We start from the raw sequence: 26096 nt of genomic DNA, 5'->3' as shown, positions 1-26096 counted from the left end.
CCGGTACTTATTTATTGCTCGCCGGCGCTCAGCAGGATCGTGGATACCATGGAGTGTCGAGTTTGTGATTAGAGGGATTTGACTAGAGACACCGCCCGATGGCTTTGACTCCCGACGAAACAGAGCTGATCCGTAGCAGCTTCCGGGTTGTCTCGCAGGACAGCCAGCAGGCGGCCAACCGTTTTTACCGGATCCTCTTCGAGCGGTCGCCCCACCTGCGCCACATGTTTTTGAACGACATGGAGCAGCAGGGAGGAATGTTGATGAGCAAGCTGGGCCTGATTGTTGCCGAGCTGCAGAATATACCGGGGCTCGTTCCGGTCTTGGAGGATCTTGCACTGCGCCATGTCGCCTATGGCGTAAAGCCGCAGCATTATCCCCTGGTCGGTGATGCGCTGATCCGGATGCTCGCGGAGGTTTTAGGCGAAGATTTCACGCCGCAAACGCGGGCGGCTTGGGTCAAGGCTTATGACGATGTTTCTCGGTTGATGATCAGAAGTGCCTACAGTCACGAGGTGATACCGGCGGAAACCTGACTGATGCCCGGGCGAGACCCGGTAAGCCGAGGATCTGCCGCTGTGCTGACCGTATTTGAGTGCTGGCCCTATTTGATTGAGGATTTTTTGATGATGATTGTTATCCGCAACGCGCCCGGTGCCACCACCCCGACAGCGCCAGAGGCTTCTTCGGAACCGGGCCGCTGGTCGACAACGCGGGTTGGGGTGGCTTAGGCGCTTCCTCGAACTCAAGAAAAACAGCCCTCTGCCGCAACAAAGATTGAACCGCGGCAGCAGAGGGAACGACTGAAGATATAGGAACGCGGCGCTCGCGCCAGCCTGTTTGGGAAAGGATCGCTTACCCCCTCGTTAACGCAGGGCGTCTGCCCGACAGACACCGCAGCGTTTCCTTTTCCAAGCAGAGACAAGTCGACAGGCTGATAGGGCTCTCCCACCCCTCCACCCAGTCTGTCGTTGCCCCACGGGTCGCAGCCTTCTCCACCCCTGGAGCGGCCCGTGGGGCGCCTCTCTTTTTCTGAGCAAATCCTAGGTCCCCGCCGGCGGGCCATCACACGGGCCGTCATTGGGCGTCTCGGTGAGGCCCCTCGAACCGCCTGCGCGGAGGGATGCCGGGCGGACTGGCCCTGCCCGCGTACTTCTTCTATGAAGGATCTGTGACACGGTGGGACGGCAGCAGAAAGCGGCAGAGGGAGGAACACCGGTATGGCCGGGCGGCTCGACGGAAAGGTGGCAATGGTGGTAGGGGCCGGCTCTTCCGGGCCCGGCTGGGGCAATGGCAAGGCGGCTGCCGTGCTGTTCGCGCGCGAAGGTGCGGCGCTGTGTTGTGTCGACATCAATGCCGCAGCGGCGGAGGAAACGGCGGAGATCATCCGCGGGGAGGGCGGCGATGCCGAGGCGTTGCAGGCCGACGTCTCCCAGGCCACAGATGTGGCGGCGACGGTGGCGCAGTGTCTGGAGCGCTACGGCCGCATCGACGTGCTGGACAACAACGTCGGCATACTTGCCGTCGGCGGACCGGTGGAGACCAGCGAGGCCGATTGGGACCGGGTCATTGACGTAAACCTGAAGTCGATGTTTCTGACCTGCAAGCATGTGCTGCCGGTGATGGAGCGCCAAGGCGGCGGCGCCATCGTCAACATCGCCTCCATCGCCGGGATACGTGACACCGGTGTGCCCTACGTCTCATACTCCGCCAGCAAGGGTGCGGTGATCCCTTTCACCCGCTCGGTCGCACTGCAATACGCAAAGAAGGGTATCCGTGCCAACGCGGTGCTTCCCGGTCTCATGAACACGCCCATGATCGTGGAACCTCTGAAGGATGCCTATGCCGAGGGCGACGTGGACGAAATGGTCCGCAAGCGCGACGCCCAGTGCCCGACCGGCAAAATGGGCGATGCCTGGGACGTTGCCTACGCTGCGCTGTTTCTGGCGTCGGACGAAGCCAAGTACATCACCGGCACCGAGCTGATCGTCGACGGCGGCATCACCGCTAAGTTTTCGTAGGCCAAGTTTTCGTAGGGCTAGCGCGCGCAAAAAGAAAAGGGGCGCCCGGCGCCTCAGCGCCGGACGCCCCAGCCGGGAAGGCGTAAGCTAGGCTGCGCGTACGCGGCCCAGGAATTCCTCGACCTTCTTGTTGAGCTCGACCGACTGCTGGGAGAGGCCGGTGGCCGCTTCCAGCGCCGCGCGGGCGGCGGTCCCGGTATCCGCCGCACCCTTCTGCACGTCGCCGATGTTGGAGGAGACCTCCTGGGTCCCTGTGGCGGCCTGCTGGGTGTTGGTCGAGATCTCTGAGACGGCGGCGGTCTGCTCCTCGATGGCCGCGGAGATCGAACCGGCGATCTCGTCGACCTTGACGATGGTCTCCTTGATCCGGCCGATCGCCTGCACGGCGGAGTCGGTGGTCGACTGCACGCCGGCGATCTGCTGAGAGATCTCCTCGGTGGCCTTGGCGGTCTGCTGGGCAAGGCTCTTGACCTCAGAGGCGACCACGGCGAAGCCCTTGCCGGCCTCGCCGGCGCGGGCTGCTTCGATGGTGGCGTTGAGGGCCAGCAGGTTGGTCTGCTCGGCGATGTCTGAGATCAGGGTGACGACCTCGCCGATCTTCTGGGCGGCGCTGGCGAGATCGCGGACCACGGTGTCGGTTTCCTCGACCTCCGACTTCGCCTCGCCGGTGCTGCGGGTCGATTCGGTCACCTGACGGGCAATCTCGTTGATCGAACTCGACATCTCTTCGGAGGAAGCCGCGACCGTTTGGACGTTGGCAGTCGCCTGCTCCGCGGCCGCGGCAACGGCCGTCGACTTGGAGGTCGCCTCCTCCGCGGCGCTGGTCAGGTTCTGCGCTGAAGTCTTGATCTCGTTGGAGGCTGAAGACACCGAGTCGACGACCTGCTTGACCGAAGTTTCGAAGTCGCTGGCAAGCTGGTTCATAGCCTGGCGCTTCTCTGCCTCGGCTTTCTTCTCCTGTTCGACGCGCTCCTCGGCGAGGCGGTCCATCTCGATGGCGTTTTCCTTGAACACCTGAACCGCTTCGGCCATAGCGCCAAGTTCGTCCTTCTGGCCCAGAGCGGGAACCTCCAGCGTCTTGTTGCCCTTGGCCAGTTCCGTCATGGTCGCGGTCATCCGGTTGATCGGGCGAGAGATGCCCATGCCGATCACCCAGGCAATGGCCACGCCCAGGGCCAGGGCAACGACGGAGATGATCGCATCGGTGACTTCGGCCTGTTCCATCGCAGCGGTTGCCTCGGGACCGATCTGATCCTGGCGGCTCTTGACGGAGAGCTTGTAGTCCTCGATGGCCTTCGCCACCTCCGGACCGATCTTGTCGAGCTGCTCACTGATGACGGCGTTGCGCTGATTGATGACCACGTTCACGTCACCGAAAGACGTCTCATAGATGGAGACGTTCTCGACCACAGCCGTGGCCAGCTGGCGCCGGCGCGGGTTCTGCAGGCTGGCCAGCAGATCGTCGGACAGCTCGGTCAGCTCGCCGAACTCCTTCATCACGCGGTCATAGGACTCCTGCTTGTTGTCGACCAGGAACTTGGTGGCATAGAGCCGCGCGAGCAGAAGGTTGCGCAACACCATGCCGGCGGTGAAGGCAGCCTCGGCATCGCCGTCTCTATAGGCGCTCTCCATGATCGCCGTCAGGTCCTTTTCGATCTGCGGACCGATGACGTTCAGGGTGCTATTGACGATCTGGTTGCGCTTGTCATTCAGTGCGACGACGTTTTCAAAGTGGCCCTTGTATTCGGCCATGCGTCCCTTCATGCCTTCCAGCAGGGTACGCCGTCCCGGGTCGACGACCAGCGTCAAGGCATCGTCGATCAGCTCAGCGGTCTTTTCCTCGAAGTGGAAGACTTCGTCCCGGTCCTTCTCGGACTTGGTGATGATGAAGTCCTTCACGTTCATCCGCGTCATCAGCAGGTTGGCCTGCACGCGCCCGATCGCATTGGCCTGGCGGGCCAGGGTGCGGTATTCGCCGAAAGTCTCATTCGCGAAGTTGAGCGAGTAGATCGACAAGACGCCGATCACCGTCAGCATGACCAGGATCAGGCCAAAGCCTCCGAAGACCCTGGTCGAGATTTTGAGATTGCTCATGAAGCCGAGCAGACTGCCCGCCTTCTCCTTAACGGAAGAGATTTGGCCCAGGTTTGCGCTTTTCATTGTCCTTACCCATCCGATGACTGCTGTGACCGTGTTAATCGCGCCTCGTTCCATCTCCCTCGGCGAAGAGGTCTCCGGCAGCCATAAGCGCGAGTTTCTTACAGGTTTATCTACTCAAAGTTTTTATAATAATTAGAGCTATTTTTATGCATATTCCGACTAGATGATTAACAACGGGTTTCGTCGCGCCTTTATTGCGATTTGAGGGTGAGAACGCCGCTCAAGCCGTTTCGCTTCGGGAGAGCGGCAAAAGAACGGGGCGCCTGGCGTGTTGCGCCAGACGCCCCGAGCCGGGATCGGCCCCCCGGTGAGGGGGCGCAGCAGTTGAAGGAGCGTAGCTAGGCTGCGCGGACGCGGCCCAGGAATTCCTCGACCTTCTTGTTGAGTTCGACCGACTGCTGGGAGAGGCCGGTGGCCGCTTCCAGCGCCGCGCGGGCGGCGGTGCCGGTATCCGCCGCACCCTTCTGCACGTCGCCGATGTTGGAGGAAACCTCCTGCGTGCCGGTGGCGGCCTGCTGGGTGTTGGTCGAGATCTCCGAGACGGCGGCGGTCTGCTCCTCGATGGCCGCGGAGATCGAACCGGCGATCTCGTCGACCTTGACGATGGTCTCCTTGATCCGGCCGATCGCCTGCACTGCCGAGTCGGTGGTCGACTGGACGCCGGCGATCTGCTGAGAGATCTCCTCGGTCGCCTTGGCGGTCTGCTGGGCAAGGCTCTTGACCTCAGAGGCGACCACGGCGAAGCCCTTGCCGGCTTCGCCGGCCCGCGCGGCCTCGATGGTGGCGTTGAGGGCCAGCAGGTTGGTCTGCTCGGCGATGTCGGAGATCAGGGTGACGACCTCGCCGATCTTCTGGGCGGCGCTGGCGAGATCGCGGACCACGGTGTCGGTTTCCTCGACCTCCGACTTCGCCTCGCCGGTGCTGCGGGTCGATTCCGTCACCTGGCGGGCAATCTCGTTGATCGATCCGGACATTTCCTCTGAGGCGGAGGCCACGGCCTGGACGTTGGCCGTTGCCTGTTCGGACGCAGCGGCTACGGCCGTCGAGCGCGCGGTTGCGTCTTCCGCCGCCTTGCTGAGGTTCTGTGCGGAGTACTTAATGTCGTCGGCGGCAGACCCGACGGCGTCGACCACCACTTTCACAGAAGCTTCGAAATCACCGGCCAGACCGTCCATCGCCTGGCGTTTTTCCTGCTCGGCCTTCTTTTCCTGTTCAACGCGTTCGGCGGTCAGGCGGTCCATTTCGATGGCGTTTTCCTTGAACACCTGCACCGCTTCGGCCATAGCGCCAAGTTCGTCCTTCTGGCCCAGGGCGGGCACGGTGATGCTCTTGTCGCCGTCGGCCAGGCGGTTCATGGCCGACGTCATGCGGTTGATGGGGCGGGACGTCCCGATACCGATTGCCCAGGCGATCAGGATGCCCAAGGCCAGGGCGAGGCCCGAAACGATGGCGCCGAACCGTTCGGCCTGACGCATCTGCGCTGCGGCTGCCGGACCGATCTGGTCCTGCCGCGCCTTGACCGCCTGCTTGAAGTCCCGGATCGTGCCGGCGATGGCAGGGCCGATCTGATCGAGCCTCTCGGCGATTACGGTATTGCGATGGTTGATGACCCTGCTGACTTCTTCAAAGGCGCCGGAGAAGGTGGCGACACCATCGGCGACCTGAGTGGCAAGGGTTCGGCGCCGCGGGTTCTGGAGGCTGGCCAGCAGGTCGTCGGAAAGCGCCGTCAGTTCTTCGAACTCCTGCATGACCCGCTCGTAAGACTCGGGCTTGTTGTCGACCAGAAAGGTGGCCGCATAGGTCCGCGCCAGCAGCAGGTTGCGCAGGACCATACCCGCAAGGAACGTCGCTTCCGCGTCGCCGTCTCGGTTCGCCGTCTCCATGATCTCGCTCAGTTCTGTTTCGATCTTCGGACCCAGTACATCCAGCGTTCCATGCACGATCTCGTTGCGCCGGGCATTCAGCGCGACGACGGTGTCGAAGTGGCCGCGATAGTCTTCCATGGCGCGCTTGACCTCATTGAGTTCGGCCCGGCGGTCGGGGTGGGCGACCAGTTCGAGCGTTGCGTCGATGCCGGCCAGCGTCTGCAGTTGGTACTTGTTGACGTCTTCCCGGTCCTGTTCGGAATTGCTGATGATGAAGTCCTTCACGTTCATCCGCGTCATCAGCAGGTCGGCCTGTGCCTCGCCCACGGTGGCGGTTTGACGCGCAAGGGCGCGGTACTCCGTAAAGGTGTCGTTGGCCGCATCGAGGGCGTAGATCGAGAAGCCGCCGAGGCTGCAAAGCAGCAGGAGAACGATTCCAAAGCCGCCGAACACCCGCGTCGACACCCTGATGTCGTTGATGAAGGCGAACAGCGGCGTCGTCCGCCCGGGCGCGGCTGCGATCCCGCTGCGGGCCCGGGTCCCGGGTGAAGAAGCGTCGAAGGTCATGGTCGTTCACCTCTTATTTAGCGATTGCTTATGATGTTTATTTGAATGGCGTTTTTCATCCGGATTTCGCTGTAACTATCTAAATTACATAGATAAATTCTACAGCGGCTGCGGCCTACGCCTAAAATCTACGATAGATTGTGCGATAATTTACAAGCGATCTGCTAATGAATGGTTATCTTGATCAACCCTGGCGTTTGGGGCGCGGCCCAACCTCCGGCCGCCCGCGGCTCTGCGGGCGATCGTCAGCGCGGGCTGGGAAGGGCTGGCCCGAAAGCCGCGGTCAGGGCTCAGTGTGCCCCAGGCTGGTGGCGTCGATGGGGTAGGCGCCCCAGGGGCTCGCGGGCGCGGTGTCTTCGACGCTGACGGGCACAGACCCATCGACTGCCCTGTCGCCGTCGAAATGGTCAGGCGCAATGACGATGACCTGCCGGGCAGGGGGCTGGGCGTCCGGGCTGTTCAGGAGAGACTCCAGTTCGGCCCCGGGAGAAACGGCGTCGTCCGGACCGAACAGTTCCCCGTCGAGGTTCAGGCCGAGCGGCAGCACAAGGCAGAGAGCCAGCAAAACGGCGAGAAAACGATCCGACATCACGACCCCTGCGACTCTTTCGAGACACTGCCAAAGCTGGCCCGGGCGGCGTGACAGGAGTGTGTCAAGTCTAGGGCCGGCCGAGGCCGCCAAATCGGCCCGGCGGCTGTTACTCGGAGCCTGTCATTCGGAAGCTGGCAGCTTGCTTCGTCCGGTCATCCCGGCGGGCAGAATGCGAAAGAGAAGCGGGGTGAAGACGACGATGAAGAAAATGCGCACGATGTGGTGCGTTGCCACCAGGGCGGCATCGACGGAAAGTGCAAGGGCGATCAGGCTCATCTCTGCGACGCCGCCCGGCGCGTAGGCCAGGAACAGGGCGATGGTCGGCAGACCGGTCAGCGGATGCAGCATCACCGCGAACAGCAGGCAGCCGCCGACCAGGATGACGGTGCTTCCCAGCGATGCCAGCAAGGTACGCCCGACAAGCTTGAGCCCGACCCCGGCAAAACGGCAGCCGATCGTCGTTCCCACCACAACCTGCGCTGCGGCGACGAGTTCGTTCGGCGGCTTGGCATCACTCCAGCCGGCCAGGTGGATGGCCGCCGAAGCGGCCATGGGCCCCAGGATTGCGGCCGCCGGAAGGCGGGCCATGCGGGCGGCGAAGAAGCCAACGACGCCGCAGAGCGTCAGGACCGCCATGTCGAAGGCCTCGGCCTCCACCAGCGGAATGCCGCCGGGCGGCCGCGGGCCGGGGGTGAAGCCGAAGACCCACTGCATGACGAAGGGCAGGGCGAGGACCACCAGAAGGATCCGCGAAGTGTGGGTAAGGGAGATGATCCGTTCGTCACCACCCATGGCGCCGCCGATGATCATCATTTCCGAAAGACCGCCCGGCGAGGCGGAGAAGTAGGCGGTGATCGGATCGTAGCCGGCGACCCTGCGCAGGAAGACCGACACCACCGCCGCGGCGACCAGCGTGTAGGCGATGAGGCCCAGGAGGGAGATGACCCAGTCGCCGACCCGGTCCAGAATCTCCGGTGCGAAGCCGCTGCCCAGCATGACCCCCAGCACCGCCACCATGGCGGTGCGGTAGAGGATCGGCAGAGCGATCGGCAGGCCGGCCATGGCGGCGATCGTGGTCGCCAGCATGGCCCCGATCATCCAGGCGAGCGGCAGCGCCAGAAGGCTGGCCAACCAGCCGCCGGCGGCCCCCACGGTCAGGGCCAGGACGATCTTGTGCCAGGGCGTGGCTTGCGCCTGTTTTGGTTTCGGTGCCATCAGCCGGCGGTCCGCCGGCGCGATCTTGCTGTTCCGGCGCGCGAATCGTTCAGCGGACCGGCTCGGCCCGCGGATGGAGGGAGCGACCTCAATCCAGCAGTCCCAGGCGCGTCAGATCATCGGCCAGGAGATCCGGCGACGTGAAGTGCAGAGCCTGCCAGCCGGCCTCCCGGGCGGCCGCCGCATTGTCCCTGCGGTCGTCGATGAAGAGAGTTTCGGCGCGTGTCAGACCGAAGCGTTCGGTCAGCAGATCATAGATGCGCGGTTCCGGCTTTTTCATGCCGACCTCGCCGGAGATCACCATTCCCGAAAAGCGTTCGAAGAAGGCGAAGCGCCGGCGCGCGTGAGGGAAGGTCTCCGCGGAAAAGTTGGAAAGCACGAACAGCGGCAGTCCCTTTTCGTGGAGGCGTTCGACCACGGACACGGTGCCGTCGATCGCCCCTTTCATCATCTCGGGAAAGCGATCGTAGTAGGCCTCGATCAGTGGAAGTTTTTCGGGATGGAGAGCGCAGAGTTCGGCAGTGATCTCCGCGGTCGGGCGGCCGCCGTCTGCCTGTTCGTTCCAGTCGGAGGAGAACACTCTGGTCAGGAAGTGCTCCATCTCCGCGTCGTCGGAGAAGATCTTGCGGTAGAGGTGCCGCGGATCCCAGTCGATCAGAACACCGCCGAGGTCGAAGACCACGGCAGCCACGTTGCGGCCGCCCTGTTGTTGCTGCGACCTCTCGTCAGCCATGGGCGAGCCCGCCGGGGCGTACCCGTTCCTCCAGCCGGTCCATGAAACGCTCACACAGTGCGATCTGCTCCAGGGTCACGAACTCGTCGGGTTTGTGGGCCTGGTCGATGGACCCAGGGCCGCAGACCACGGCGGGGATGCCGCTGTCGTCGAACAGCCCGGCCTCGGTACCGAAGGCGACTTTCCCCGTCGCATTGCTGCCGGTCAGGGCCTTTGCCAGATCGACGACCTCGGCCTCCGGGGCCAGGTCGAGGCCGGGGAAGCTGGACAGCGGCTCCCAGGTGAAGCCGCTCGCCGGGTCGATGGCCTGCATGGCCGGGGCGATCTCCTGCTCGGCGTAGGCCTTGACCCTGGCCAGAAGCGCATCGGGGGAGTCCTCCGGCAGATAGCGGAACTCGAACTCGAAGCGGCAGTGCCCAGGTACGATGTTCAACTGGGTGCCGCCCTCGATGAGCCCCGTATGGATGGTTGTATGGGGCACGTCGTAGTCGCTGTCGAAGGGGCCGTTCGCCGTCTTCTCTGCCGCCATGTCGGTGAGCAGCCCAATCACCCTGGCGGCGGCCTGGATCGCGTTCACGCCGTGGGGGGCGAGGGAGGAATGCGCCTCCTTGCCGCGCACGTGGCAGGCCATCGACAGCTTGCCCTTGTGGGCGGTGACCACCTTCATGTCGGTGGGTTCGCCGACGATGCAGAGCCGCGGGCGGACCGGCTGCTCGGCAAGATGGGCCAGGAGGCCCGGCACGCCGCGGCAGCCGACCTCTTCGTCGTAAGAGAGGCAGAGATGGATCGGCGTTTCCAACTCGCCGCTCAGGAAACGCGGCGCGTGGGCGAGCGCCACCGCCACGAAGCTCTTCATGTCGCAGGTGCCGCGCCCGTAGAGCCGGCCGCCGGATTCGCTGACCTGCCAGGGATCGCGGGTCCAGTCCTGGTCGTCGATGGGAACCACGTCGGTATGGCCGGAGAGCGCAATGCCGCCGCGGTCCTGCGGCCCCAAAGTGGCATAGAGGTTCGCCTTGCCGCCGCCGGGGTCATGGACCAGCGTTGCGGTCACGCCGAGATCCGCAAGGTAGTCCCGGACATAGTGGATGAGGTCCAGGTTGGAGTTGCGGCTGGTCGTGTCGAAAGCGATCAGGCGCTCGATCATGGCGCGGGATTCCGGCCTGATGGCCGGTCTTTCGGCATTCAGGGTGTCGGGCAAGACAGGATCACTCCGGGCAAAGGGTTGGGGGGCGAAGGGGATGGAGGCAGGGGGACAGGAACATCGAGCTTGCAGCCTCAGCAGGATGACAGAGCGGCGGATTCCGCGCCAGTCTTCCGCGCTTCTTCCAGAAGCCACTGGCGGAAGAGGCGGACGCGGCGACGCTCCGCCAAGGCCGGTGGGCAGACGATGTAGTAGGCGAACTTCGACGGCACGCTCGGTCCGAAGGGCTGGACGACACGCCCGCTCTCCAGGTCGGCCGCGGCCAGCCAGCGGTGGGCGAGGGCGACACCCTGGCCGGCGGCGGCCGCCTCGATCACCATGGAGGAGTCGCTGAAGCCGGGGCCGCGGGTGCAATCAATACCGCTGACCTTTGCCGCCCGCAGCCAGTTGCGCCAGTCCGGGCTTTCGTCGTGCCGCGAGACCTCGTCGTGCAGCAGCGTGTAGTGACGCAGGTCCTCCGGTGCCTTCAGCGGATTGGGGCCCCTGAGCAGTGAGGGGCTGCAGACCGGAAAGACCTCGTCTCTGAGCAGGAGATCGACCTGCAGACCCGGATAGTTGCCGGCGCCGTAGCGAATTGCCATCTCGACGGAGTCGTCCGAGAAGTCGACCAGCTTGTTGTTGGCCGAGATCATGACGTCGATGTCAGGGTGCCGGTCGCGAAAGCGCGACATTCGGGGCAACAGCCACTTGGCGGCCAGCGAGGGCAGAACGCTCACCGTCAGCGGGCCGGAGTCATCGTCCTTGAAGAGTTGGCTGGTGCCGGCGGCAATGCGGTCGAAAGCATCGCGCAGTACCGGCAGATAGATCTGGCCGGCCTCGGTCAGGACAAGGCGCCGGTTGAGGCGCCGGAAGAGCTGGAGCCCGAGGTGCTCCTCCAGCAGCTTCACCTGGTGGCTGATGGCCGCCTGGGTGACGTTCAGCTCGGCGGCTGCCTGGGTGAAGGAGAGGTGACGCGCCGCGGCCTCGAAGGCCCGCAAGGCCTTCAACGGCGGGAGTTTTCGGGACATGCTTTCGCATTAGATTTGCTGATGATGTGCATGAAATATCATCGTTTGCCGGATTCAGCAATCGTCAATAAATCTTGCGCTAAGAGATTGTCCAAAGTTGTAAAAGCCTGCGCCGCCGGGCGCCTCATAGTGAATTTTTCGTATAAGGAAGCCTAAGATGTCGAACGCAGTTTCACGGAGACCGTCCCCGGTCCTGGGCGCTCAGCCCTCGGCCCTCACCGACATCCTCAAGGCCGTGCTGCGGCTGCCGCTGGCCGTGCTGGACCTGATGATCGACTGGCAGCAGCGTTCCGAGGAACGCGCCTCCATGGCCCAGATGAGCCAGCACCAGAGGCGTGATATCGGTCTTACCGAAGAAGATCTGTCGGAGATGGCCAGCAGGCTGCGCTGGAGCCGCCACATCTGAGCCGCCGCATCTGAACTGGTCGCCCGGCAGCACGCTACGCGGCGCCGGGCCCGGCCGGGCCTGCGACCGCCCCTGCGACCGGCCCTGCGACCGGCCCTGTAGCTTTTGTACAAAACCCGCTAAGCTCCCGGCGTTGATGCGATTCTGATCTGATGCTGGCGAGGACGGGTATGACTGAACCGCTTGAGCGGGCCACTCTGATTGAGCAGCTTGAGAAACTGGGCAGTGCGCAGGACGAGGAGGCCCTTGCGGCGGCGCGCCGGCTGCATGGCATGGTAAGCGGTGCCGGCCAGTCCTGGGATGCGCTCATCGTGCCCGAGGAAGACGACGACGCGTCCGCGGACGAGCTTGAGGCTGACGATCTCGAGGACGACTTCGAAGACGGCGAGCTTGAGGACGAGGCGGAAGACGAGGGCGGAGACGAGTCGTCCGATGACGCGCACGCGCCGCTGAGCGCAGAGGAGCGGCAAGCCCATCATGCGGAGGCGCTGCGCATCATCGAAAAGCTCCTGGCCGGCCCCAGTGTCTCGGACGACCTGCGCGAAGAGCTTGAGGGCTACAAGACCGACATCGCCGAGGACGAGTTCACCGCCGGCGACCTGCGTTATCTGAAGGCCCTCTCGGCGCGGCTCGGCAAAGGCGCCGCCGCCGGCTGAGGCGCGCCGGCCCCGTGTCTGTCCGGCGCAGCGCCCGCGAGGCACCGGACCGGGGACGGATGTCTCCGGCAGGTAGCGAGCCGCGCAATGGCTGACAAGCGCTTGCTGATTGTGGCCCACGCGCCTTCGGCCAACACCAGAGCATTGAAGGAGGCCGTGGTCGGCGCCGCGCGGGACTGCGAGACCGACAGCCTCGACGTCACGGCGGTCCCGCCGCTCGATGCAGGGCCGGACGACGTGCTGGCGGCGCAGGCGGTCATTCTCGGGACGACCGAGAACCTGGGCTACATGAGCGGTGCGCTGAAGGACTTCTTCGACCGCAGCTACTACCCCTGCCTCGAGAAGACCCAGGGCCTGCCCTATTGCCTCTACATCCGGGCGGGACACGACGGCACCGGCACCCGGCGCGCCGTTGAGAGCATCACCACCGGGCTGCGCTGGCGGGCTGTGCAGCCGCCACTGGTGTTCAAGGGCGCGTGGCAGGACAGCTTTCTGGATGAAGCGCGCGACCTCGGCGCCGCCATGGCGGCCGGCCTCGATGCCGGAATCTTCTGAGACCTGACACCGGCGAATGACTGTCCGCCGGCTGTAGGCGCCCCGGACCCCCTAGACCATTCTGCGGCCCTGCGCGAAGACCTGCTTCCAGGTAGCGATGCGAACCGATTTGCGAAGCCCGGTCGGCCAGAACGGGTCTTCCCGAACCATACGGTCGACGGTGTCGCGGTCGTCCGCCTCGACCAGCCAAAGCCCGCCTTCGGCCTCGCCGCCCGCCGACAGGAGCGGGCCTGCGGCGACAACGCGCTCCCTGTGTCTTTCGAGAAACCGCAGATGGGCCGGCAGATGCTGAGCGCGCAGCGCCGCGGCCTCTCGCGGGTCGTCCTCGAAGAGTACCGCAAAGAGCATGGCTCACTCCCGGGTTATGGATGACCTTTCGCAGGGCAGCCTAGGCCTGCATACTTGCAGGTGGAAGGCGAAGTTATGCAATTGGAGCTGCAGAAATGCAGAAGCCGAACTGGAACGATCTGCGCTACCTGCTGGCCATCAGCCGGGCCGGGCGTCTGACACCGGCAGCCCGGCGGCTCGGGGTCGACGATACGACGGTATCCCGGCGGTTGGCGGCTGTTCAGGCCGCCCTCGGACAGCGGCTGTACCAACGCCTTGCAGACGGCCGCTTCGAACTCACGACGCTCGGACGCTCTCTGGTGCGCATCGCGGAGCGGACCGAGCGCGACCTTGCCGCACTCGATGGCGCCGCACTCGATGGCGGAGACGGCGGCGTCGAAGACACGGCCGGCGTGGTGAGGCTGACCACGGTGCCCTACGTCATGAACCGCATTCTCATTCCGAGACTGCCGGAGCTGAAGCGGAGCCATCCCGCGCTTCGGCTGGAACTGGTGTCGGACCTGAAGGATCTCAGTCTGACGCGCCGGGAAACCGACATGGCCTTGCGGTTTGCGCGCCCGCGCAGCGGCGGGTTTCGGGTGAAAGCGCAGTGCGTCGGCCGGCTGGCTTTCGGCGTTTACGGAGCCGTCGGCCGGAGCGCCGCTGCCCGGCCGCCACAGCCCTGGGTCACCTACGACGAAACCATGAGCCACCTGCCGCAGGCACGCTGGCTGGAGGCGGCGCTGCGCAGGTCGGGCGGATCGGCCGCGCCCTTCAGAGTGAGCGATGTCGATGCGGCGCACGAGGCCGCAGTCGCAGGCTGCGGACGGACGCTGTTGCCCGCCGCCGTCGCCGGACACGATCCGCGCCTGCGAAAACTGCCGCCGCCGCGGGGCCTGCAACTGCCCACGCGCGAGCTGTGGCTGCTGGTCCCGCGCGAACTGGCCGCCCTGCCGCGCATGCGCGCCGTCAGAGGCTGGATCGAGGAAACGTTGGGCCGGATCTGAGCCGCCGTGACCGCTGCTCCGACCTGCGGACTGTCAATGGTCGAGGGCGTTCAGGTCTGTTGTTTCCGTCCGGGGTCTGCTGACGGCCCCGGACCTGCACAGCGCGTCGACTTCGGCAACCGTGTAGCCGAGCATGGCAAGCACCTCCGCCGAGTTTTCGCCCAGGCGTGGCGGTGGGGAGACGGGGGCGTGGGTTGCGGCCTCACCGATGCGGAACGGCAGGGTTGGCAGCGTGAGGCCGGTCTCTCCGTCGTGATGAAGGAAACGGCGCGTGGCCGTCTGTTCAAGCGCGAGGCTCTCCGGCAACGAACGCAGGCACGCGGCGGGCACCCCGTTGGCGAGCATCTCCTCTTCCCACTGCGCTGCCGTGCGCGTCAGCAGGGCTTCGGCTATTGCGTTTTCGAGGACGGCACTGTGCACCCCGCGGGACCGGCGATCGACGAAGCGCGGATCGGTCAGCCACTGCGCACGTCCCAGCACCCGCGCCAACGCCTCGAATTGATGCTCTTCGTTGACGCCGAGGCTGAGGACACCCTCCTTGCAGGGAAAGTTGCCGGCGCCGGGACTACGGCTGTTGGCAGCGTTTCCTCTGGGTGCCGGTGCGTTACCGGTTGCGAAGAAATCGGTGATCGTCGAACTCATGAGGGTGAAGGCCGTCTCCAGCATCGATACGTCGACAAAGGTGCCCTGCCCGCTGCGCTCGCGCTGATGCAAGGCCGCGGTGATGGCGAAGCCTGCGGCAAGCGCGGTCCCGTAGTCCATGATCGGCGCGCCGGTGCGCAGGGGGCCGGACTCGGGCGTGCCGGTCAGGGTCATCAGGCCGCAGGCCGCCTGGATGTTCACGTCGTAAGCCGGCGCGTTCTCCAGGCTCCCCTTGCGGCCGTAGCCTGTCATTGCACAGTGGATCAGGCGCGGATTCAGCACCCGAAGGAACGATTCATCGAGGCCGAGGGCTGTCAGCGTTTCGGGGCGGTGGTTTTCGACCAGGATGTCGGCGGAGCCGATCAGCCGGCGCATGACCTCGCGGCCATTTGGACATTCGAGATCGAGCGCGACCGACTTCTTGCCGGCCGCCTGGGTCAGGTAGGCGGTGCTCATCCCGGCGTCGGCGCGGGCGCTGTCGGTGCCGCCGCGATAGCGCATGGCATCGCCGCGCCCGGCGGACTCCACCTTGATGACCTCCGCCCCCAGGAGACCCAGGAAGTAGGCGCAGGCCGGACCGGCCAGCACGTGGGTGAAATCGATGACCCGCAGCCCGGCCAGCGGTGCGGGTGCCGCCTCGTCGGTCTGTCCGTTGCGCCGGGCCATGTCTAGGCGTCCTCCAGGGCGGTCTGGCGCGCCTGGCGGCTGAGGCTGCGGGCGCGGAAGAACACGGCAGCAACCCCCAAGAGCAGAAAGGCCAGCGCGACGGGACGGGTGAAGAAGATCAGCACGCCGTGGTCGGACAACAGCAGCGACTGCCGGAAGGTCTCCTCCGCGCCGCCCGCCAGCACGAAGGAGATGACAAAGGCGGCTGGATTGAAGTCGAGTTTGCGCATCAGCCAACCGGCGAAGCCCGCCGCCACCATGACGTAGACATCGAAAAGGTTGCCCCGGGAGGCGTAGGCGGCAACGAAGGCGGTCAGGAATATGACCGGGTAGAGAACGCCGGTCGGCACCCGCAGGATGAAACGACCGACGAAGGCCGCCCCGAAGTAACCGATCAGTCCGTAGAGAACGATGCCCAGCAGCCCGGCGGCAAAGAGGCTGTAGACCAGCTCTCGGGAGGTCAGGAACAGGGTCGGGCCGATCTGGATGCCGTGGATCAGGAACACGCCGACCAGGATCGCCCCGATGGTCGATCCGGGGATGCCAAGGGTGAGCAGCGGCGCCATGGAGGGGCCGGATACGGCATTGTTGGCGGCCTCCGGCGCGGCAATCCCCTCCAAAGCGCCCTGGCCCCATTGTTCCGGGTTCTTCGCCCGGCGCTTGCCTTCGCCGTAGGCGACAAAGGCGGCGATCGCGGAGCCGAGGCCCGGCAGCATGCCGATGAAAGCGCCGATGAAGGACGAGCGAACCACGTGGGGCATACAGGGCTTGTACTCCGCCCAGGTCAGGCGGTTGCGTGCCCGGGCCTCCGCGCTGGAAGGGGGCGCGAAGATCTCGGTCTTGCGGTGCCGCTGTTCGAGCTGGGCGAAGACCTCGCCGAGCACGAAGATCCCGATCATCAGCGGCACCAGGGAGATTCCGTTGGTCAGGTCGAAGCTGCCGAAGGTGAAGCGCTCTTCGGAGGAGATCGGGTCGAGGCCGACCATCTGCACGAGGACGCCGAGGGCGGCGCTGGCCAGGCCCTTCAGGATCGACTTACCGATCACCGAGCCGATGACGACAAAGGCCGCGAAGTAGATGGCGAAGAGTTCCGGCGGGCCAAGCCTGAGCGCGATGGCCGCGATGAAGCCGACACCGACGATCAGGAGAACCTCGCCGGTGAAGTCGCCGATCACGGAGGACACCGTGGCGACCTTCATGGCCTTGGAGGACATGCCGCGCCGGGCCAGGGGGTAGCCGTCGAGCTGGGTGGCGGCGGAGGCGGCGGTGCCCGGCGTGTTGAACAGGATCGCGGCGATGGAGCCGCCGTAGCGGCCCGACTTGCCGATGACATAGAGAAAGGCGAGGGCCGAGAGGGGCTCCATGTAAAAGGTGATGGGCAGCAGCATGGCGATCGCCGCCGAAGCCGTGAGCCCCGGAATGGCCCCCACCACCATGCCCACGATGGCCGCGAGCAGGACAAAGAAGACCAGCGCGGGATCGGTCAGGACCGTGGCGAGGCCGGCGAAGATCTCCATGCCTCAAGGTCCCCCGATCACGTCGAGCAGGTCGAACCATGCGCCCAGGGGCGGAAAGACACCGAGACCGACGAAGAAGACGAGATGGTAAAGCAGCGGACAGAGCAGCGCGGCGGTCAGCAGAGCGAAGAGGTTGCGGACACCGAAGAGCCAGAGCGCGAGGGGCGCTGCCAGCGCCGTGCTGATCAGGTAGCCCAGTTTGGCCATAAGCCAGACGTAGGCCAGGGAAAGCAGCAGCAGTGCGAAGACGGCGGAGAGCTGAGGTGTGGCAGGGGGCGGTGCGGTCTCTCCGGCCGTCAGTCCCTTCATCACTTCCAGCAGGCCCAGCACCAGCAGCGAGGCGGACCCGGCGAGCGGGAAAATGCGCGCGCCCCAGCCGCCGTCCGGGTCTGGATTGATGCCGAAGCTGCCAATCAGCGCCAAGGCCCCGAAGGCGGTCAGGACAGCGCCGACCACAACGGCGCTGTTCCACCGCGTCACGGTCATGGCGTCAACTCTTGGACTTCAGCTGGTCGATGATCGGGGCCGCCTGCTCCTTCATGGCCCGCAGCCGCGCCTCGGCCTCGGCACCGCTGAGGAAGGCCGGCGTGTTGCCGCGCTGCGCCATGATCTCGGCAAACTCCGGCAGGGCAGCGATTTCCTTGATCGCGGCTTCCATGCCCGCCACCGTTTCGTCGTCCACGTCCATGGGTGCGAAAAGAACGATGGGTGAGCTGACATCGACGAAGTCATGGCCCTGCTCGGTGAAGGTCGGCACGTCGCTCATGATGGCATCGCGGGAGTCGGCGTTCAGACCCAGAACGCGCAATTCCTTCTCGAAGCCGGCGGCCTGTTGCACCCCTGTGAAGCCATAGTCCACCTGGCCGCCGATGATGGCGGCGCGGGTTGGCGATCCGCCCTTGAAGGGAACGTCCTGGGCTTCCAGGCCGTTGGCGTTGAGGAAGCCCTGGCCGGCCACGTGGTGCACGCCGCCGCGCCCGGTGTGCGCCCAGCGCAGTTGGCCGGGCCGCGCCCTGGCATCGGCAACCAGATCGTCGATGGTTTGGTAGGGGCTGTCGGCAGCGACCATCAGTGAGGTGGTGAGGTTGCCGATCTGCGCGACGATGCGGAAGCTGTCCAGCGGCGTCACCTCGGTCTCGCGCAGCATGGAGGTCAGCAGGAACGAACCCGCAGAGGTCAGCATGACCGTGGTGCCGTCCGGACGCGCGCGTGCCGCTTCGGTGGCACCGGTGATGCCCGACGATCCTGGCTTGTTCACGATCACCAAGGGCACCGCCAGCACCTTGTCGGAGACCGCTGTCATCGCACGGCCGAAACTGTCGGTGCCGCCGCCGGCTTTGTACGGCAGGATCACATTGATCGGGCGCCGCGGCTTCCACTCGGCGAAGGCGGTCCGCAGGGGTACAAGGCTCAGGGCCGATGCGGCAATCGAAAGGCGCAGAAGGTCTCTGCGGTCCATGGCTTCCTCCCAGGATGAATGCTTCCAGCATGTTTTCGCTGGTTTCACGCTGGCGCAACGGTAGTGGATTTCTGTTATTTGAAAAATTATAATAATTCGAATGACAATTTGAAAAATTCGAAGATATGAATCTGAAGAGCCTGCGCGTGTTCATTCACGTGATGGAAGAGGGCACGCTGGCGCGGGCCTCCGGCAGGCTGAATCTCAGCCAGCCGGCGGCGAGTCGGCTGTTGCAGATCCTGGAGCAGGAGTTCGGCTGCGCGCTCTTTTACCGCGACAAGAAGCGCCTGGTCCCGACGCCGGAAGGAGAGCTCTTCTACCCGGAGGCCCTGCGCATTCTTTCGTCCATCGACGACATCCCGGGCTTTTTCGCTCAGATCAAGGCGAACGCCGTCGTTCCCCTGCGCATCATCTGCCACCCGCGCATTCTGAACGGCCTGGTATTGCCGGCGATGGCCAGGCTCAGCCACAGCCGACCGGGTCTGAAGATGAAGCTGGAGATGCATCCGCGCCGCGACCTCGGGCGGCGGATCATGCACGATATCTTTGACATCGGGGTCTCGACCCTGCCGTTGCCGGTGGAAACCCTCACGCCGCAAAGGCTGCGGTCCGCCGAACTGCATGTGGTGCTGCCGAAGCGCCACAAACTCGCAAGGCGGCGCTTCCTGACGCCGAAGGATGTCGCCGATCAGCCCTACGTTGCGCTGGACCAGCACACGGTGATCCGCCGGATCGTGGATCAGGAACTCGCCAAGATCGGCGCGCATCTGGAGGTGGCGCACGAGGTCTCGGCAGGCGCGGCGGCCTATCGCCTGGTGCGCTACGGGCTGGGGTTCACCTTTGCCGATCCCGTGGCGCTCGACCCGGAGTTCGTCGACGATGTCGCACTCGTTCCCTGGCGGCCGGCCATGACAGTGGACTTCGGCTACTTCCTCTCCGGCAGCGGACGGCGCCACGAGGCGCTGATGTCCTTTGTCGACTGCCTGAAGGAGATCTGCGACGAACGTCTGGCCGCCTAGGGCTGGAACTGTTCCTTGATGATGCGTTCTTCCAGGTCGTGCTCGGGGTCGAAGAGCAGGTTGAGATCAAGGCTCTTGTCCTCATAGACCCGGACCTTCAACACATCGCGCACCTCGGTGAAGTCCGCGGTTGCGGAGACCGGGCGCTTCTGCGGCTCGTGCACGGTGAAAACGACTTCGGCGGAGGCCGGCAGCAGGGCTCCGCGCCAGCGCCGGGGCCGGAATGCGGATATCGGCGTGAGGGCTAGGAGCTGGCCGCCGATCGGCACAATGGGGCCGTGGGCGGAGAGGTTGTACGCGGTGCTGCCGGCAGGCGTTGCGACCATCACCCCGTCGCAGATCAACTCGTCCATGCGCTCGACACTGTCGATGGCAATGCCGATTTTGGCGGCCTGGCGCCCTTCGCGCAGCAGGGAGACCTCGTTGATCGCAAGCGCCTCGCAGCTTGTACCGTTGACGCAGTCGACCGTCATGCGCAGGGGGTGCACCGTGGCCGGCTCAGCCGCGCTCAGCCGTTCGGGCAGGTCGTCCTCGCTGTACTGATTCATGAGGAAGCCGACGGTCCCGCAGTTCATGCCGTAGATCGGCAGGCCCTGGTTCATGAAGCGGTGCAGGGTCTCCAGCATCAGGCCGTCGCCGCCAAGGGCGACGATGATCTCCGCGTCTTCGACGTCACGGTGGCCGTATCGCTGCTCCAGGCGGTCCAGCGCCTCGGCGGCTTCCGGCGTCTCGCTGGCAACCAGGGCGAACTTCGGGGCGGTCACGGTTAAGGGGAGTCCTTCCAGAGGGCCCCGCTTCGGGGCACTGACGATTGGGGGCGTCGGTTGAGACGGGCCAGAGTATAGCCATGAATTGCTTTGGCGCCAGCCCGCCCCCCGGCCCGATCGGGGAGGTCTGTGTCCAGGCCGTGCCTTTCGCCGAAGGCTTTCCCATTGTCAAAAGCAGTCTGGTCAAACCTGCTCTTGTCAAACGTCCCGTCCTCCCGCAGGCTTGGCGCAACAACGGACTGGGCTTTGTACAGGGAGAGGGTTGATGGGGTTTTGGCCACCAGCAGGGCGGCGGTTTTGCGCAACGGCAGCGATCCTGGCCGGCGTGGTTCTGGCAGGCGCAGTTCTTACGGGCCTCGCGGCGGTGACGGCGCCGGCTCATGCGGACGACCGGCATGCCGGCTACTATTATCCCGAGCCGACGTCCCGCGAGACCTATCAGGCCCGCTCCTTCACCCTGCCGGAGACCTCACGCAAGTCCCGCATCGCCTTTGTGACGGGTATCACCAGCGAGCAGAACAAGGCGCCCTATCCGCCGACGGCGGCGATCTTCGCCAAGGGCAGCGAAGCCGAGAAGCTGATTATCGTCGCTCTCGATGACGGCCGCATCGATACGGTCTTCCGCGCCCGCGCGATCTTCGCGCAGATGACGGCGGTAGCCCGGCTGCTGCCGGTCTTCTCGGAGCTGGGGGTGGAGGACTTCTTTACCTTCTTCGACCTTGCGAAGATGCTGGGCTTTGAGCAGATCACCATTTCGAACGGGCGGGACTTCGCCCATCAGGTCATGATCCGCTGAGACGCAGCCGCTGAGGCACCGCCGATAAGTCGCTGCTGAGGATCAGGCGGCGGCTGCATCAGCCGCCGGCCATGCGTCAGCCGCCGGTCACACTCATGTGGCGGGAGACCGCCGGCTGCTTGCGGCGGCGGTCGATGACGAAGTCGTGGCCTTTGGGTTTGCGGCCGATGGCTTCCATGATCGCCGCGTCCAACAGGTCGTCGCTGTCGCTGGCGCGCAGCGGCGCGCGCAGATCCGCGGCATCCTCCTGGCCCAGGCACATGTACAGCGTGCCGGTGCAGGTCAGGCGCACCCGGTTGCAGCTTTCGCAGAAGTTATGGGTCATCGGCGTGATGAAGCCGAGGCGCCCGCCAGTTTCGCGGACGCGGACATAGCGTGCCGGTCCGCCGGTGCGGTAATCGATCTCGTCCAGGGTCCACTTCTCGGCCAGTTCGGCCCGCAGCATGGACAGCGGCCAATACTGCTCGACCCTGTCCTCGCCGCCGATGTCGCCCATGGGCATGACTTCGATGAAGGTGAGGTCATGGCCTTCGTCGCCGCACCAGGAGACGAGACGATGCACCTCGTCGTCATTCACGCCCTTCAGGGCGACGGCGTTGATCTTGACCTGCAGGCCGGCGGCCTTGGCCGCGGCGAGCCCCTCCATCACCTGATCGAATTTGCCCCAGCGGGTGATGGCGGCGAACTTGTCGGGGTTGAGGGTGTCCAGCGAGACGTTCACCCGCTTCACACCGATATCGGCCAGTTCGTGGGCGAAGCGGCCGAGCTGGCTGCCGTTGGTGGTGAGGGTCAGTTCGTCGAGGGCACCGCTTTCGAGGTGGCGGGAAAGGCTGCGGAACAGCGTCATGATGTCGCGGCGCACCAGCGGCTCGCCGCCGGTCATGCGCAGTTTGCGCACGCCCTGGCGCACGAAGGCGCTGCAGACCCGGTCCAGTTCCTCCAGACTCAGGATCTGTGCTTTCGGCAGGAAGGTCATGTTCTCCGCCATGCAGTAGACGCAGCGGAAATCACAACGATCCGTGACCGATACACGCAGATAGGTGATCGCTCTCCCGTAGGGATCGATCATCTGAACCATTCCGACTCTCCCGACCTCTTGATCCGGCCGAAGGTAAACCGGACTCGACGATTTCTAATTGATGCTTATCAAAAGTAATACCAGCCCGGGCCGATTTCGCCCCCAACTTTCGTAGGGCCAAAGATCGCCAGGGCGGGCGGAACGGGGCGCGGGCTGCCGGCCCTCGACGGGTTTCCGCGAGCCTTCCAGCGGGTTTCGCGAGCCTTGCGCGAGGGCTTGTAGGCCCCCCGCCTGGGCTTTAGCCTCTGCGCCATGGCTGAACCCCGGCAAGAGGTCTCTTTTCTAGACCGTCCCATCGCCCGCGTCTGCGCCTTGGGCGTGGCGCTCCTGATGGTTGTGGCACTGGGCGTCATGCACCGCGACGATCTCTTTCCGCCTGAAGTGGCAGAGCCGGCGGCGGATGACCCGGTCGCCCGCTGCCTCGCCGAACGCGCGGCCGACATCGACGGCATGGTCGAAGAGGGCACGATTACCGCAGCCCAGGCCGACCTGTTCAAGAGCCGTGCCGAGGCGCTCTGCCAGTCTCAGGTCGGCGGTGGAGGCGGCCCGCCCCTGCCGCCCCAATAAGGGCCGCAGCAGGCGGTTCAGTTTCCCTGCGCGATGCGCCGCACGGCGGTGAAGCCGCCGCCGGTCTCGGCGCGCACGCGGCCTTCCAGGGCGGCCAGATCCTCGATGGCCACTGTCATGGTAAAGGCGTTGGCGTGCACGATGCGTGCGGCGTCTGGCATGCTGGCGTCCAGAACCATGGCGACGTGCCCGGGCGAGAAGACCAGATCACCGCGTTGCAGGACGACCTCGCCGGGCAGGCCGTTGAGCGCCTCGCCGGCGGAGGTGGCCTGCTGACAGGAGTCGCGCCTGAGCGACACACCGGCGCAGGCCAGCGACAGCTGCACCAGGGTCGAGCAGTCCAGGCCGACGCTGCTGCGCCCGCCCCAATAGTAGGGCGTGCCGAGAAAGCGCAGGGCCGTGGCGACGAAGTCCGGCTCGGAGTCGTCGAGCGGCGCGATGTGTTTGCCGTAAACGTAGCCGCCGCCGTGAAGCGCGGCGTAGTCGCCCTCGCGGCCGACGATGCAGAGCGGCGAAGCGATGCTGAGGCAGTCGAGGGGCGGCGCCTTGAGGTTCGGCTCCGGGAACAGATAGCTGCGCAGGGCCGTCACCCGGTGGGTGGGCGGCGGCGGCGCGGCGCCGAGGGCGGCACTTTCAACGTAACCGACGTAGCCGTCGGTCCGGTTCTGCACCCAGGCCCAACCGTCCGCTTCGTCGAAGACGGTCACGGCCTCACCGAAGAGCAGCTGTGTGTCGAGGCCGGAGCGGGCATTCGGGGCGCGTCGCAGATCGGCAATCCCACGCACGACGCCGGCGGACCGTCCCTCGGCGAAGCGCTCCGATGACACCCGGCCTTTGAGGGCGGCATCCGCCAGATCGTCGCGAAAAGCGTTGAGGCGCGGGTCGAGAGGGGCGCAGGGCTGGGTCATGCGCGGGAGTCTAGCGCGCCGCCCATGAAAAGGCGATTAACCGCCTGCTCTAGCCGGCGTCCTCTCCGTTGCCGCCGGTCTTGCCTGCCGCCCGCTCCGCCAGCACCTTCTGGCGCGCCTCTTCGATCTCGCGCTCGCGCAGGTAGTCGTCGGTGGTGCGCGGGGTGGGGCGCGGCCCTGCGGCAAAGGGGTCCTGGCCGCCTTCGAACTGCACCACCACCCGGCAGTCGTCGCACATTTTGATGCGTTCGATCTGTTCGGCGTTCTGGAACATATGGTGCTTGCCGGCCAGCTGCTCGGCGATGCGCTCGATGGACTGGCGCACGCCGAAGGGCTTGCCGCAGCGTACGCATTCGAAGGGCTCGGCCTCGTTCAGCATGACCGCACCCATCGCCGCCGTCGTGAAGTTGATGCGCGGCTCCAGGGTGATGACGCTTTCGGGACAGGTGTTGCGGCAGAGCCCGCACTGCACGCAGGCGTCTTCCTTGAAGCCCAGCCAGGGGCGTTCCTCGTCGTCGAGCAGCGCACCGGTGGGGCAGGCGCCGACGCAGGCAAGGCAGAGGGTGCAGCCTTCCGTATCGACTTTCACGGCACCGAAGGGCGCGCCCGGCGGCAGCGGCAGAACGTCCACCGGCTGTGGCGCATTGTCGTGCAGATGGCGCAAGGCAAGGAAGGCGCGGCTGCGCTTGCCGCCGAGGGGCAGGAAGTTGCCGCCCGGCATGGCCTGCTCCGGGACGGCGAGATCGTAGAGCTGTTGCTCGACCGCGTCCGGGTCCGCTGCCTCGACCACATGCACGCGCCCGCCGCCGTAACCGAGTCCGTCCAAGACGGCTTCCGCCAGACCGATCTGCCCGGCGAGCCCCGACAACTCGTCGCGCTTCTTGGGGTCGGCCAGCACGACGATCTGCTCGACGCCGTAGGCGAAGGCCGCGGCCAGGAAGTCGATGCCCACCTGGGTCACTTCGTTGAGCGGGAAGGGCAGAACGCGGGCGGGCAGGCCACGGCCCAGACGGGCGGAGAGCGCGATCACCTCGGCACCGTAGCTCGTATCGTGCAGCAGCAGCAGGGGCGCCTCGCCGCCGGCTTCCCGATAGGCCTCCAGCAGGGTGCGCAGGCGCTGGAACAGGCTGTCGCCGGCCGGAAGCTGGTAGGTCGCCGCCCCGGTGGGGCAGACCGAGGCGCAGGACCCGCAGCCGGCGCAGACCAGCGGGTCGATCTCCACCGTGTCGCCGGCGGAGGTGATGGCCGAGGTGGGGCAGATGTCCAGGCAGCGGGTGCAGCCGGTCTTGCGGCTGCGCGAGTGGGCACAGATGTCAGCGTCGTAATGGACGTAGCGCGGCTTGTCGAACTCGCCCACCAGATCCGCGGCCTCGAAGAGCGCGCGCTGCACCGCGACCGGATCGCCGGGATCGGGCCGGAAGTAGCCGTCGCGCTTGTCGTGGGCCGGGAAGAGGGGCGTCGCACCGGTGAGATCGATGATGAGATCGCATTCGGAAAAGGCGCCGTCGCGCGGCGGCTCGAAGGTCAGGTGCGTGCGGCCGGAGGGGGAGGCGGGCGCATAGTCGTTCACCGTGATGCCGAAGCCGCCGAGCTGGCCCTTGGCCTGGACAATGGTGCCCTGAAAGACCGGCACGTCCATGGCCGGCGGCGGCAGGATCTCGCCCGGCGCGCTCAGCAGCACCGTCACCTCCAGGCGGCCGGCCAGTTGGCGGGCCGCCTCCAGCGCGCGCTCATCGCGCCCGTAGACCAGGCAGACGCCCTGGGAGGCCAGGGCCACCAGCGGCGTCGGCTCCGCTTCCACCGCCGCCGCGGCAATCAGCGCTGCGATCTTCGGCGTGGCCGCCTCGGCCTCGCCGGACCAGCCGGCGTTCTCGCGGATGTTGAAGAACTCCACGGTGGCCTGGGGGTTGTCTTCCTCGGCGACCTCGCGGAACAGCGGCGCTTCCTGGGTACAGGCCACCAGCACCGGCTGCTGGCCCAGGATGGCGCTCTGGAAATTGCCGAGCTGGGCGCGACAAAGCTGGCTGTTGAGATCGGCCTCGCCGCTGGCGCCGGCGGCCTGGCAGGCGCGGGTCAGGCCCTTCTCGTCCAGCGGCATGGTGGATTCGCAGTTGCAGACGAGGACGCGTTTGCCGCCCATCTCCATAAGGAAACTCTCCTGTGTGCGTCCGCAGGTTCGCCAAGCCCCGGCCCGACGCCAGTGCCCAGCTTCCGCAGACGATGCTTCTTGTTGGCCGCGTCGCCCCTGGACCCGGCGCAAGTGGTATGACCAATCTGACCGTATCTTAACGGCCCGGCCCCGGCCATGACGACCCTAATTTTGCTGCGGTCATTCACAGACTTTCCTGGGTGGAAAGGGATGGGT

The 26096-nt window shown here is 65.6% G+C and carries 25 protein-coding genes; 9 read left to right on the top strand and 16 right to left on the bottom strand.

Features of this window, described 5'->3' with window-relative positions:
- Window positions 1–98: 98 nt before the first annotated feature.
- On the top strand, window positions 99–536 hold the full coding sequence (locus ACO06P_RS05145; protein WP_420348936.1) for a globin domain-containing protein: 438 nt from the start codon (window positions 99–101) through the stop codon (window positions 534–536).
- A gap of 684 nt (window positions 537–1220) precedes the next feature.
- On the top strand, window positions 1221–2021 hold the full coding sequence (locus ACO06P_RS05140) for an SDR family NAD(P)-dependent oxidoreductase (protein WP_420348935.1): 801 nt from the start codon (window positions 1221–1223) through the stop codon (window positions 2019–2021).
- A gap of 87 nt (window positions 2022–2108) precedes the next feature.
- Here ACO06P_RS05140 and ACO06P_RS05135 read toward each other — a convergent pair whose 3' ends face one another.
- From ACO06P_RS05135 to ACO06P_RS05105, 7 genes are all read right to left on the bottom strand, one after another.
- A complete protein-coding gene (locus ACO06P_RS05135) occupies window positions 2109–4115 on the bottom strand; it encodes a HAMP domain-containing methyl-accepting chemotaxis protein (protein ID WP_420348934.1) in 2007 nt (668 codons plus the stop codon).
- Between the two features lie 404 nt (window positions 4116–4519).
- Window positions 4520–6613: a HAMP domain-containing methyl-accepting chemotaxis protein gene (locus ACO06P_RS05130; protein WP_420348933.1), complete on the bottom strand. Its 2094-nt coding sequence runs from the start codon at window positions 6611–6613 to the stop codon at window positions 4520–4522.
- A 283-nt stretch (window positions 6614–6896) separates the two neighbouring features.
- Window positions 6897–7202 (bottom strand): hypothetical protein, encoded by a 306-nt coding sequence (locus ACO06P_RS05125; RefSeq protein WP_420348932.1) that lies wholly within the window; start codon window positions 7200–7202, stop codon window positions 6897–6899.
- A gap of 123 nt (window positions 7203–7325) precedes the next feature.
- Complete coding sequence (locus tag ACO06P_RS05120; RefSeq protein ID WP_420348931.1) at window positions 7326–8420, bottom strand: AbrB family transcriptional regulator; 1095 nt, start codon at window positions 8418–8420, stop codon at window positions 7326–7328.
- An 88-nt stretch (window positions 8421–8508) separates the two neighbouring features.
- Window positions 8509–9153, bottom strand: coding sequence for an HAD family hydrolase (locus tag ACO06P_RS05115; RefSeq protein WP_420348930.1), 645 nt, complete (start codon window positions 9151–9153; stop codon window positions 8509–8511).
- A complete protein-coding gene (gene argE, locus ACO06P_RS05110; protein ID WP_420348929.1) occupies window positions 9146–10351 on the bottom strand; it encodes an acetylornithine deacetylase in 1206 nt (401 codons plus the stop codon). The genes ACO06P_RS05115 and argE overlap by 8 nt, the downstream gene beginning before the upstream one ends.
- Before the next feature lie 77 nt (window positions 10352–10428).
- Complete coding sequence (locus ACO06P_RS05105) at window positions 10429–11361, bottom strand: transcriptional regulator GcvA (RefSeq protein WP_420348928.1); 933 nt, start codon at window positions 11359–11361, stop codon at window positions 10429–10431.
- Between the two features lie 157 nt (window positions 11362–11518).
- Between ACO06P_RS05105 and ACO06P_RS05100 the strand changes: the two genes are divergently transcribed.
- The 3 genes from ACO06P_RS05100 (at window position 11519) to ACO06P_RS05090 (ending at window position 12978) form a co-directional block, all read left to right on the top strand.
- A complete protein-coding gene (locus tag ACO06P_RS05100; RefSeq protein ID WP_420348927.1) occupies window positions 11519–11767 on the top strand; it encodes a DUF1127 domain-containing protein in 249 nt (82 codons plus the stop codon).
- Window positions 11768–11937: 170 nt separating this feature from the next.
- Complete coding sequence (locus ACO06P_RS05095; RefSeq protein ID WP_420348926.1) at window positions 11938–12423, top strand: hypothetical protein; 486 nt, start codon at window positions 11938–11940, stop codon at window positions 12421–12423.
- Window positions 12424–12510: 87 nt separating this feature from the next.
- Window positions 12511–12978, top strand: coding sequence for a flavodoxin family protein (locus ACO06P_RS05090; protein ID WP_420348925.1), 468 nt, complete (start codon window positions 12511–12513; stop codon window positions 12976–12978).
- A 51-nt stretch (window positions 12979–13029) separates the two neighbouring features.
- Here ACO06P_RS05090 and ACO06P_RS05085 read toward each other — a convergent pair whose 3' ends face one another.
- A complete protein-coding gene (locus ACO06P_RS05085) occupies window positions 13030–13326 on the bottom strand; it encodes a YciI family protein (RefSeq protein ID WP_420348924.1) in 297 nt (98 codons plus the stop codon).
- Window positions 13327–13421: 95 nt separating this feature from the next.
- Here ACO06P_RS05085 and ACO06P_RS05080 point away from each other — a divergent pair, with 95 nt between their 5' ends.
- A complete protein-coding gene (locus ACO06P_RS05080; protein ID WP_420348923.1) occupies window positions 13422–14312 on the top strand; it encodes a LysR family transcriptional regulator in 891 nt (296 codons plus the stop codon).
- Window positions 14313–14345: 33 nt separating this feature from the next.
- Here ACO06P_RS05080 and ACO06P_RS05075 read toward each other — a convergent pair whose 3' ends face one another.
- The 4 genes from ACO06P_RS05075 to ACO06P_RS05060 are packed head-to-tail and all read right to left on the bottom strand — an operon-like array spanning window position 14346 to window position 18596.
- Window positions 14346–15620, bottom strand: a complete 1275-nt coding sequence (locus ACO06P_RS05075) for a CaiB/BaiF CoA transferase family protein (RefSeq protein ID WP_420348922.1) — start codon at window positions 15618–15620, stop codon at window positions 14346–14348.
- Between the two features lie 2 nt (window positions 15621–15622).
- On the bottom strand, window positions 15623–17137 hold the full coding sequence (locus ACO06P_RS05070) for a tripartite tricarboxylate transporter permease (protein WP_420348921.1): 1515 nt from the start codon (window positions 17135–17137) through the stop codon (window positions 15623–15625).
- A gap of 3 nt (window positions 17138–17140) precedes the next feature.
- Window positions 17141–17623, bottom strand: coding sequence for a tripartite tricarboxylate transporter TctB family protein (locus ACO06P_RS05065; protein WP_420348920.1), 483 nt, complete (start codon window positions 17621–17623; stop codon window positions 17141–17143).
- 4 nt (window positions 17624–17627) lie between these two features.
- Window positions 17628–18596 (bottom strand): tripartite tricarboxylate transporter substrate binding protein, encoded by a 969-nt coding sequence (locus tag ACO06P_RS05060; protein ID WP_420348919.1) that lies wholly within the window; start codon window positions 18594–18596, stop codon window positions 17628–17630.
- A gap of 125 nt (window positions 18597–18721) precedes the next feature.
- Here ACO06P_RS05060 and ACO06P_RS05055 point away from each other — a divergent pair, with 125 nt between their 5' ends.
- Window positions 18722–19615, top strand: a complete 894-nt coding sequence (locus ACO06P_RS05055; protein ID WP_421935156.1) for a LysR family transcriptional regulator — start codon at window positions 18722–18724, stop codon at window positions 19613–19615.
- Here ACO06P_RS05055 and ACO06P_RS05050 read toward each other — a convergent pair.
- Window positions 19612–20379, bottom strand: a complete 768-nt coding sequence (locus ACO06P_RS05050; RefSeq protein WP_420348916.1) for an NAD kinase — start codon at window positions 20377–20379, stop codon at window positions 19612–19614. The genes ACO06P_RS05055 and ACO06P_RS05050 overlap by 4 nt on opposite strands.
- A 268-nt stretch (window positions 20380–20647) precedes the next feature.
- Here ACO06P_RS05050 and ACO06P_RS05045 point away from each other — a divergent pair, with 268 nt between their 5' ends.
- On the top strand, window positions 20648–21178 hold the full coding sequence (locus tag ACO06P_RS05045; protein ID WP_420348915.1) for a molybdopterin-guanine dinucleotide biosynthesis protein A: 531 nt from the start codon (window positions 20648–20650) through the stop codon (window positions 21176–21178).
- Window positions 21179–21254: 76 nt separating this feature from the next.
- Here the strand turns inward: ACO06P_RS05045 and moaA are convergent, their stop codons facing one another.
- Window positions 21255–22247 (bottom strand): GTP 3',8-cyclase MoaA, encoded by a 993-nt coding sequence (gene moaA / locus ACO06P_RS05040; protein WP_420349701.1) that lies wholly within the window; start codon window positions 22245–22247, stop codon window positions 21255–21257.
- Between the two features lie 261 nt (window positions 22248–22508).
- On the opposite strand from moaA, the gene ACO06P_RS05035 reads away from it, so the two are divergent.
- A complete protein-coding gene (locus tag ACO06P_RS05035; protein ID WP_420348914.1) occupies window positions 22509–22823 on the top strand; it encodes a hypothetical protein in 315 nt (104 codons plus the stop codon).
- A 17-nt stretch (window positions 22824–22840) separates the two neighbouring features.
- Here ACO06P_RS05035 and ACO06P_RS05030 read toward each other — a convergent pair whose 3' ends face one another.
- Window positions 22841–23731, bottom strand: coding sequence for a C40 family peptidase (locus ACO06P_RS05030; RefSeq protein ID WP_420348913.1), 891 nt, complete (start codon window positions 23729–23731; stop codon window positions 22841–22843).
- Between the two features lie 49 nt (window positions 23732–23780).
- The gene (locus tag ACO06P_RS05025; RefSeq protein ID WP_421935155.1) at window positions 23781–25877 is read right to left on the bottom strand and encodes a 4Fe-4S binding protein; all 2097 of its coding nucleotides are present in this window, start codon (window positions 25875–25877) and stop codon (window positions 23781–23783) included.
- Between the last annotated feature and the right edge of the window lie 219 nt (window positions 25878–26096).

Origin of the sequence: Pelagibius sp., assembly GCF_965227505.1 — a bacterium.
GTDB lineage: Bacteria > Pseudomonadota > Alphaproteobacteria > Kiloniellales > Kiloniellaceae > Pelagibius.
The sequence above is the reverse complement of the archived record's forward strand: the minus strand, read 5'-3'. Positions and strand labels throughout refer to the sequence as shown.

What these genes read in the sequence shown, in the direction of transcription:
- ACO06P_RS05145 (WP_420348936.1), top strand. Translation starts at nt 99, where the DNA reads ATGGCTTTGACTCCCGACGAAACAGAGCTGATCCGTAGCAGCTTCCGG.
- ACO06P_RS05140 (WP_420348935.1), top strand. Translation starts at nt 1,221, where the DNA reads ATGGCCGGGCGGCTCGACGGAAAGGTGGCAATGGTGGTAGGGGCCGGC.
- ACO06P_RS05135 (WP_420348934.1), bottom strand. Translation starts at nt 4,115, where the DNA reads ATGAGCAATCTCAAAATCTCGACCAGGGTCTTCGGAGGCTTTGGCCTG.
- ACO06P_RS05130 (WP_420348933.1), bottom strand. Translation starts at nt 6,613, where the DNA reads ATGACCTTCGACGCTTCTTCACCCGGGACCCGGGCCCGCAGCGGGATC.
- ACO06P_RS05125 (WP_420348932.1), bottom strand. Translation starts at nt 7,202, where the DNA reads ATGTCGGATCGTTTTCTCGCCGTTTTGCTGGCTCTCTGCCTTGTGCTG.
- ACO06P_RS05120 (WP_420348931.1), bottom strand. Translation starts at nt 8,420, where the DNA reads ATGGCACCGAAACCAAAACAGGCGCAAGCCACGCCCTGGCACAAGATC.
- ACO06P_RS05115 (WP_420348930.1), bottom strand. Translation starts at nt 9,153, where the DNA reads ATGGCTGACGAGAGGTCGCAGCAACAACAGGGCGGCCGCAACGTGGCT.
- ACO06P_RS05105 (WP_420348928.1), bottom strand. Translation starts at nt 11,361, where the DNA reads ATGTCCCGAAAACTCCCGCCGTTGAAGGCCTTGCGGGCCTTCGAGGCC.
- ACO06P_RS05100 (WP_420348927.1), top strand. Translation starts at nt 11,519, where the DNA reads ATGTCGAACGCAGTTTCACGGAGACCGTCCCCGGTCCTGGGCGCTCAG.
- ACO06P_RS05095 (WP_420348926.1), top strand. Translation starts at nt 11,938, where the DNA reads ATGACTGAACCGCTTGAGCGGGCCACTCTGATTGAGCAGCTTGAGAAA.
- ACO06P_RS05090 (WP_420348925.1), top strand. Translation starts at nt 12,511, where the DNA reads ATGGCTGACAAGCGCTTGCTGATTGTGGCCCACGCGCCTTCGGCCAAC.
- ACO06P_RS05085 (WP_420348924.1), bottom strand. Translation starts at nt 13,326, where the DNA reads ATGCTCTTTGCGGTACTCTTCGAGGACGACCCGCGAGAGGCCGCGGCG.
- ACO06P_RS05080 (WP_420348923.1), top strand. Translation starts at nt 13,422, where the DNA reads ATGCAGAAGCCGAACTGGAACGATCTGCGCTACCTGCTGGCCATCAGC.
- ACO06P_RS05075 (WP_420348922.1), bottom strand. Translation starts at nt 15,620, where the DNA reads ATGGCCCGGCGCAACGGACAGACCGACGAGGCGGCACCCGCACCGCTG.
- ACO06P_RS05070 (WP_420348921.1), bottom strand. Translation starts at nt 17,137, where the DNA reads ATGGAGATCTTCGCCGGCCTCGCCACGGTCCTGACCGATCCCGCGCTG.
- ACO06P_RS05065 (WP_420348920.1), bottom strand. Translation starts at nt 17,623, where the DNA reads ATGACCGTGACGCGGTGGAACAGCGCCGTTGTGGTCGGCGCTGTCCTG.
- ACO06P_RS05060 (WP_420348919.1), bottom strand. Translation starts at nt 18,596, where the DNA reads ATGGACCGCAGAGACCTTCTGCGCCTTTCGATTGCCGCATCGGCCCTG.
- ACO06P_RS05055 (WP_421935156.1), top strand. Translation starts at nt 18,722, where the DNA reads ATGAATCTGAAGAGCCTGCGCGTGTTCATTCACGTGATGGAAGAGGGC.
- ACO06P_RS05045 (WP_420348915.1), top strand. Translation starts at nt 20,648, where the DNA reads ATGGGGTTTTGGCCACCAGCAGGGCGGCGGTTTTGCGCAACGGCAGCG.
- moaA (WP_420349701.1), bottom strand. Translation starts at nt 22,247, where the DNA reads ATGATCGATCCCTACGGGAGAGCGATCACCTATCTGCGTGTATCGGTC.
- ACO06P_RS05035 (WP_420348914.1), top strand. Translation starts at nt 22,509, where the DNA reads ATGGCTGAACCCCGGCAAGAGGTCTCTTTTCTAGACCGTCCCATCGCC.
- ACO06P_RS05030 (WP_420348913.1), bottom strand. Translation starts at nt 23,731, where the DNA reads ATGACCCAGCCCTGCGCCCCTCTCGACCCGCGCCTCAACGCTTTTCGC.
- ACO06P_RS05025 (WP_421935155.1), bottom strand. Translation starts at nt 25,877, where the DNA reads ATGGAGATGGGCGGCAAACGCGTCCTCGTCTGCAACTGCGAATCCACC.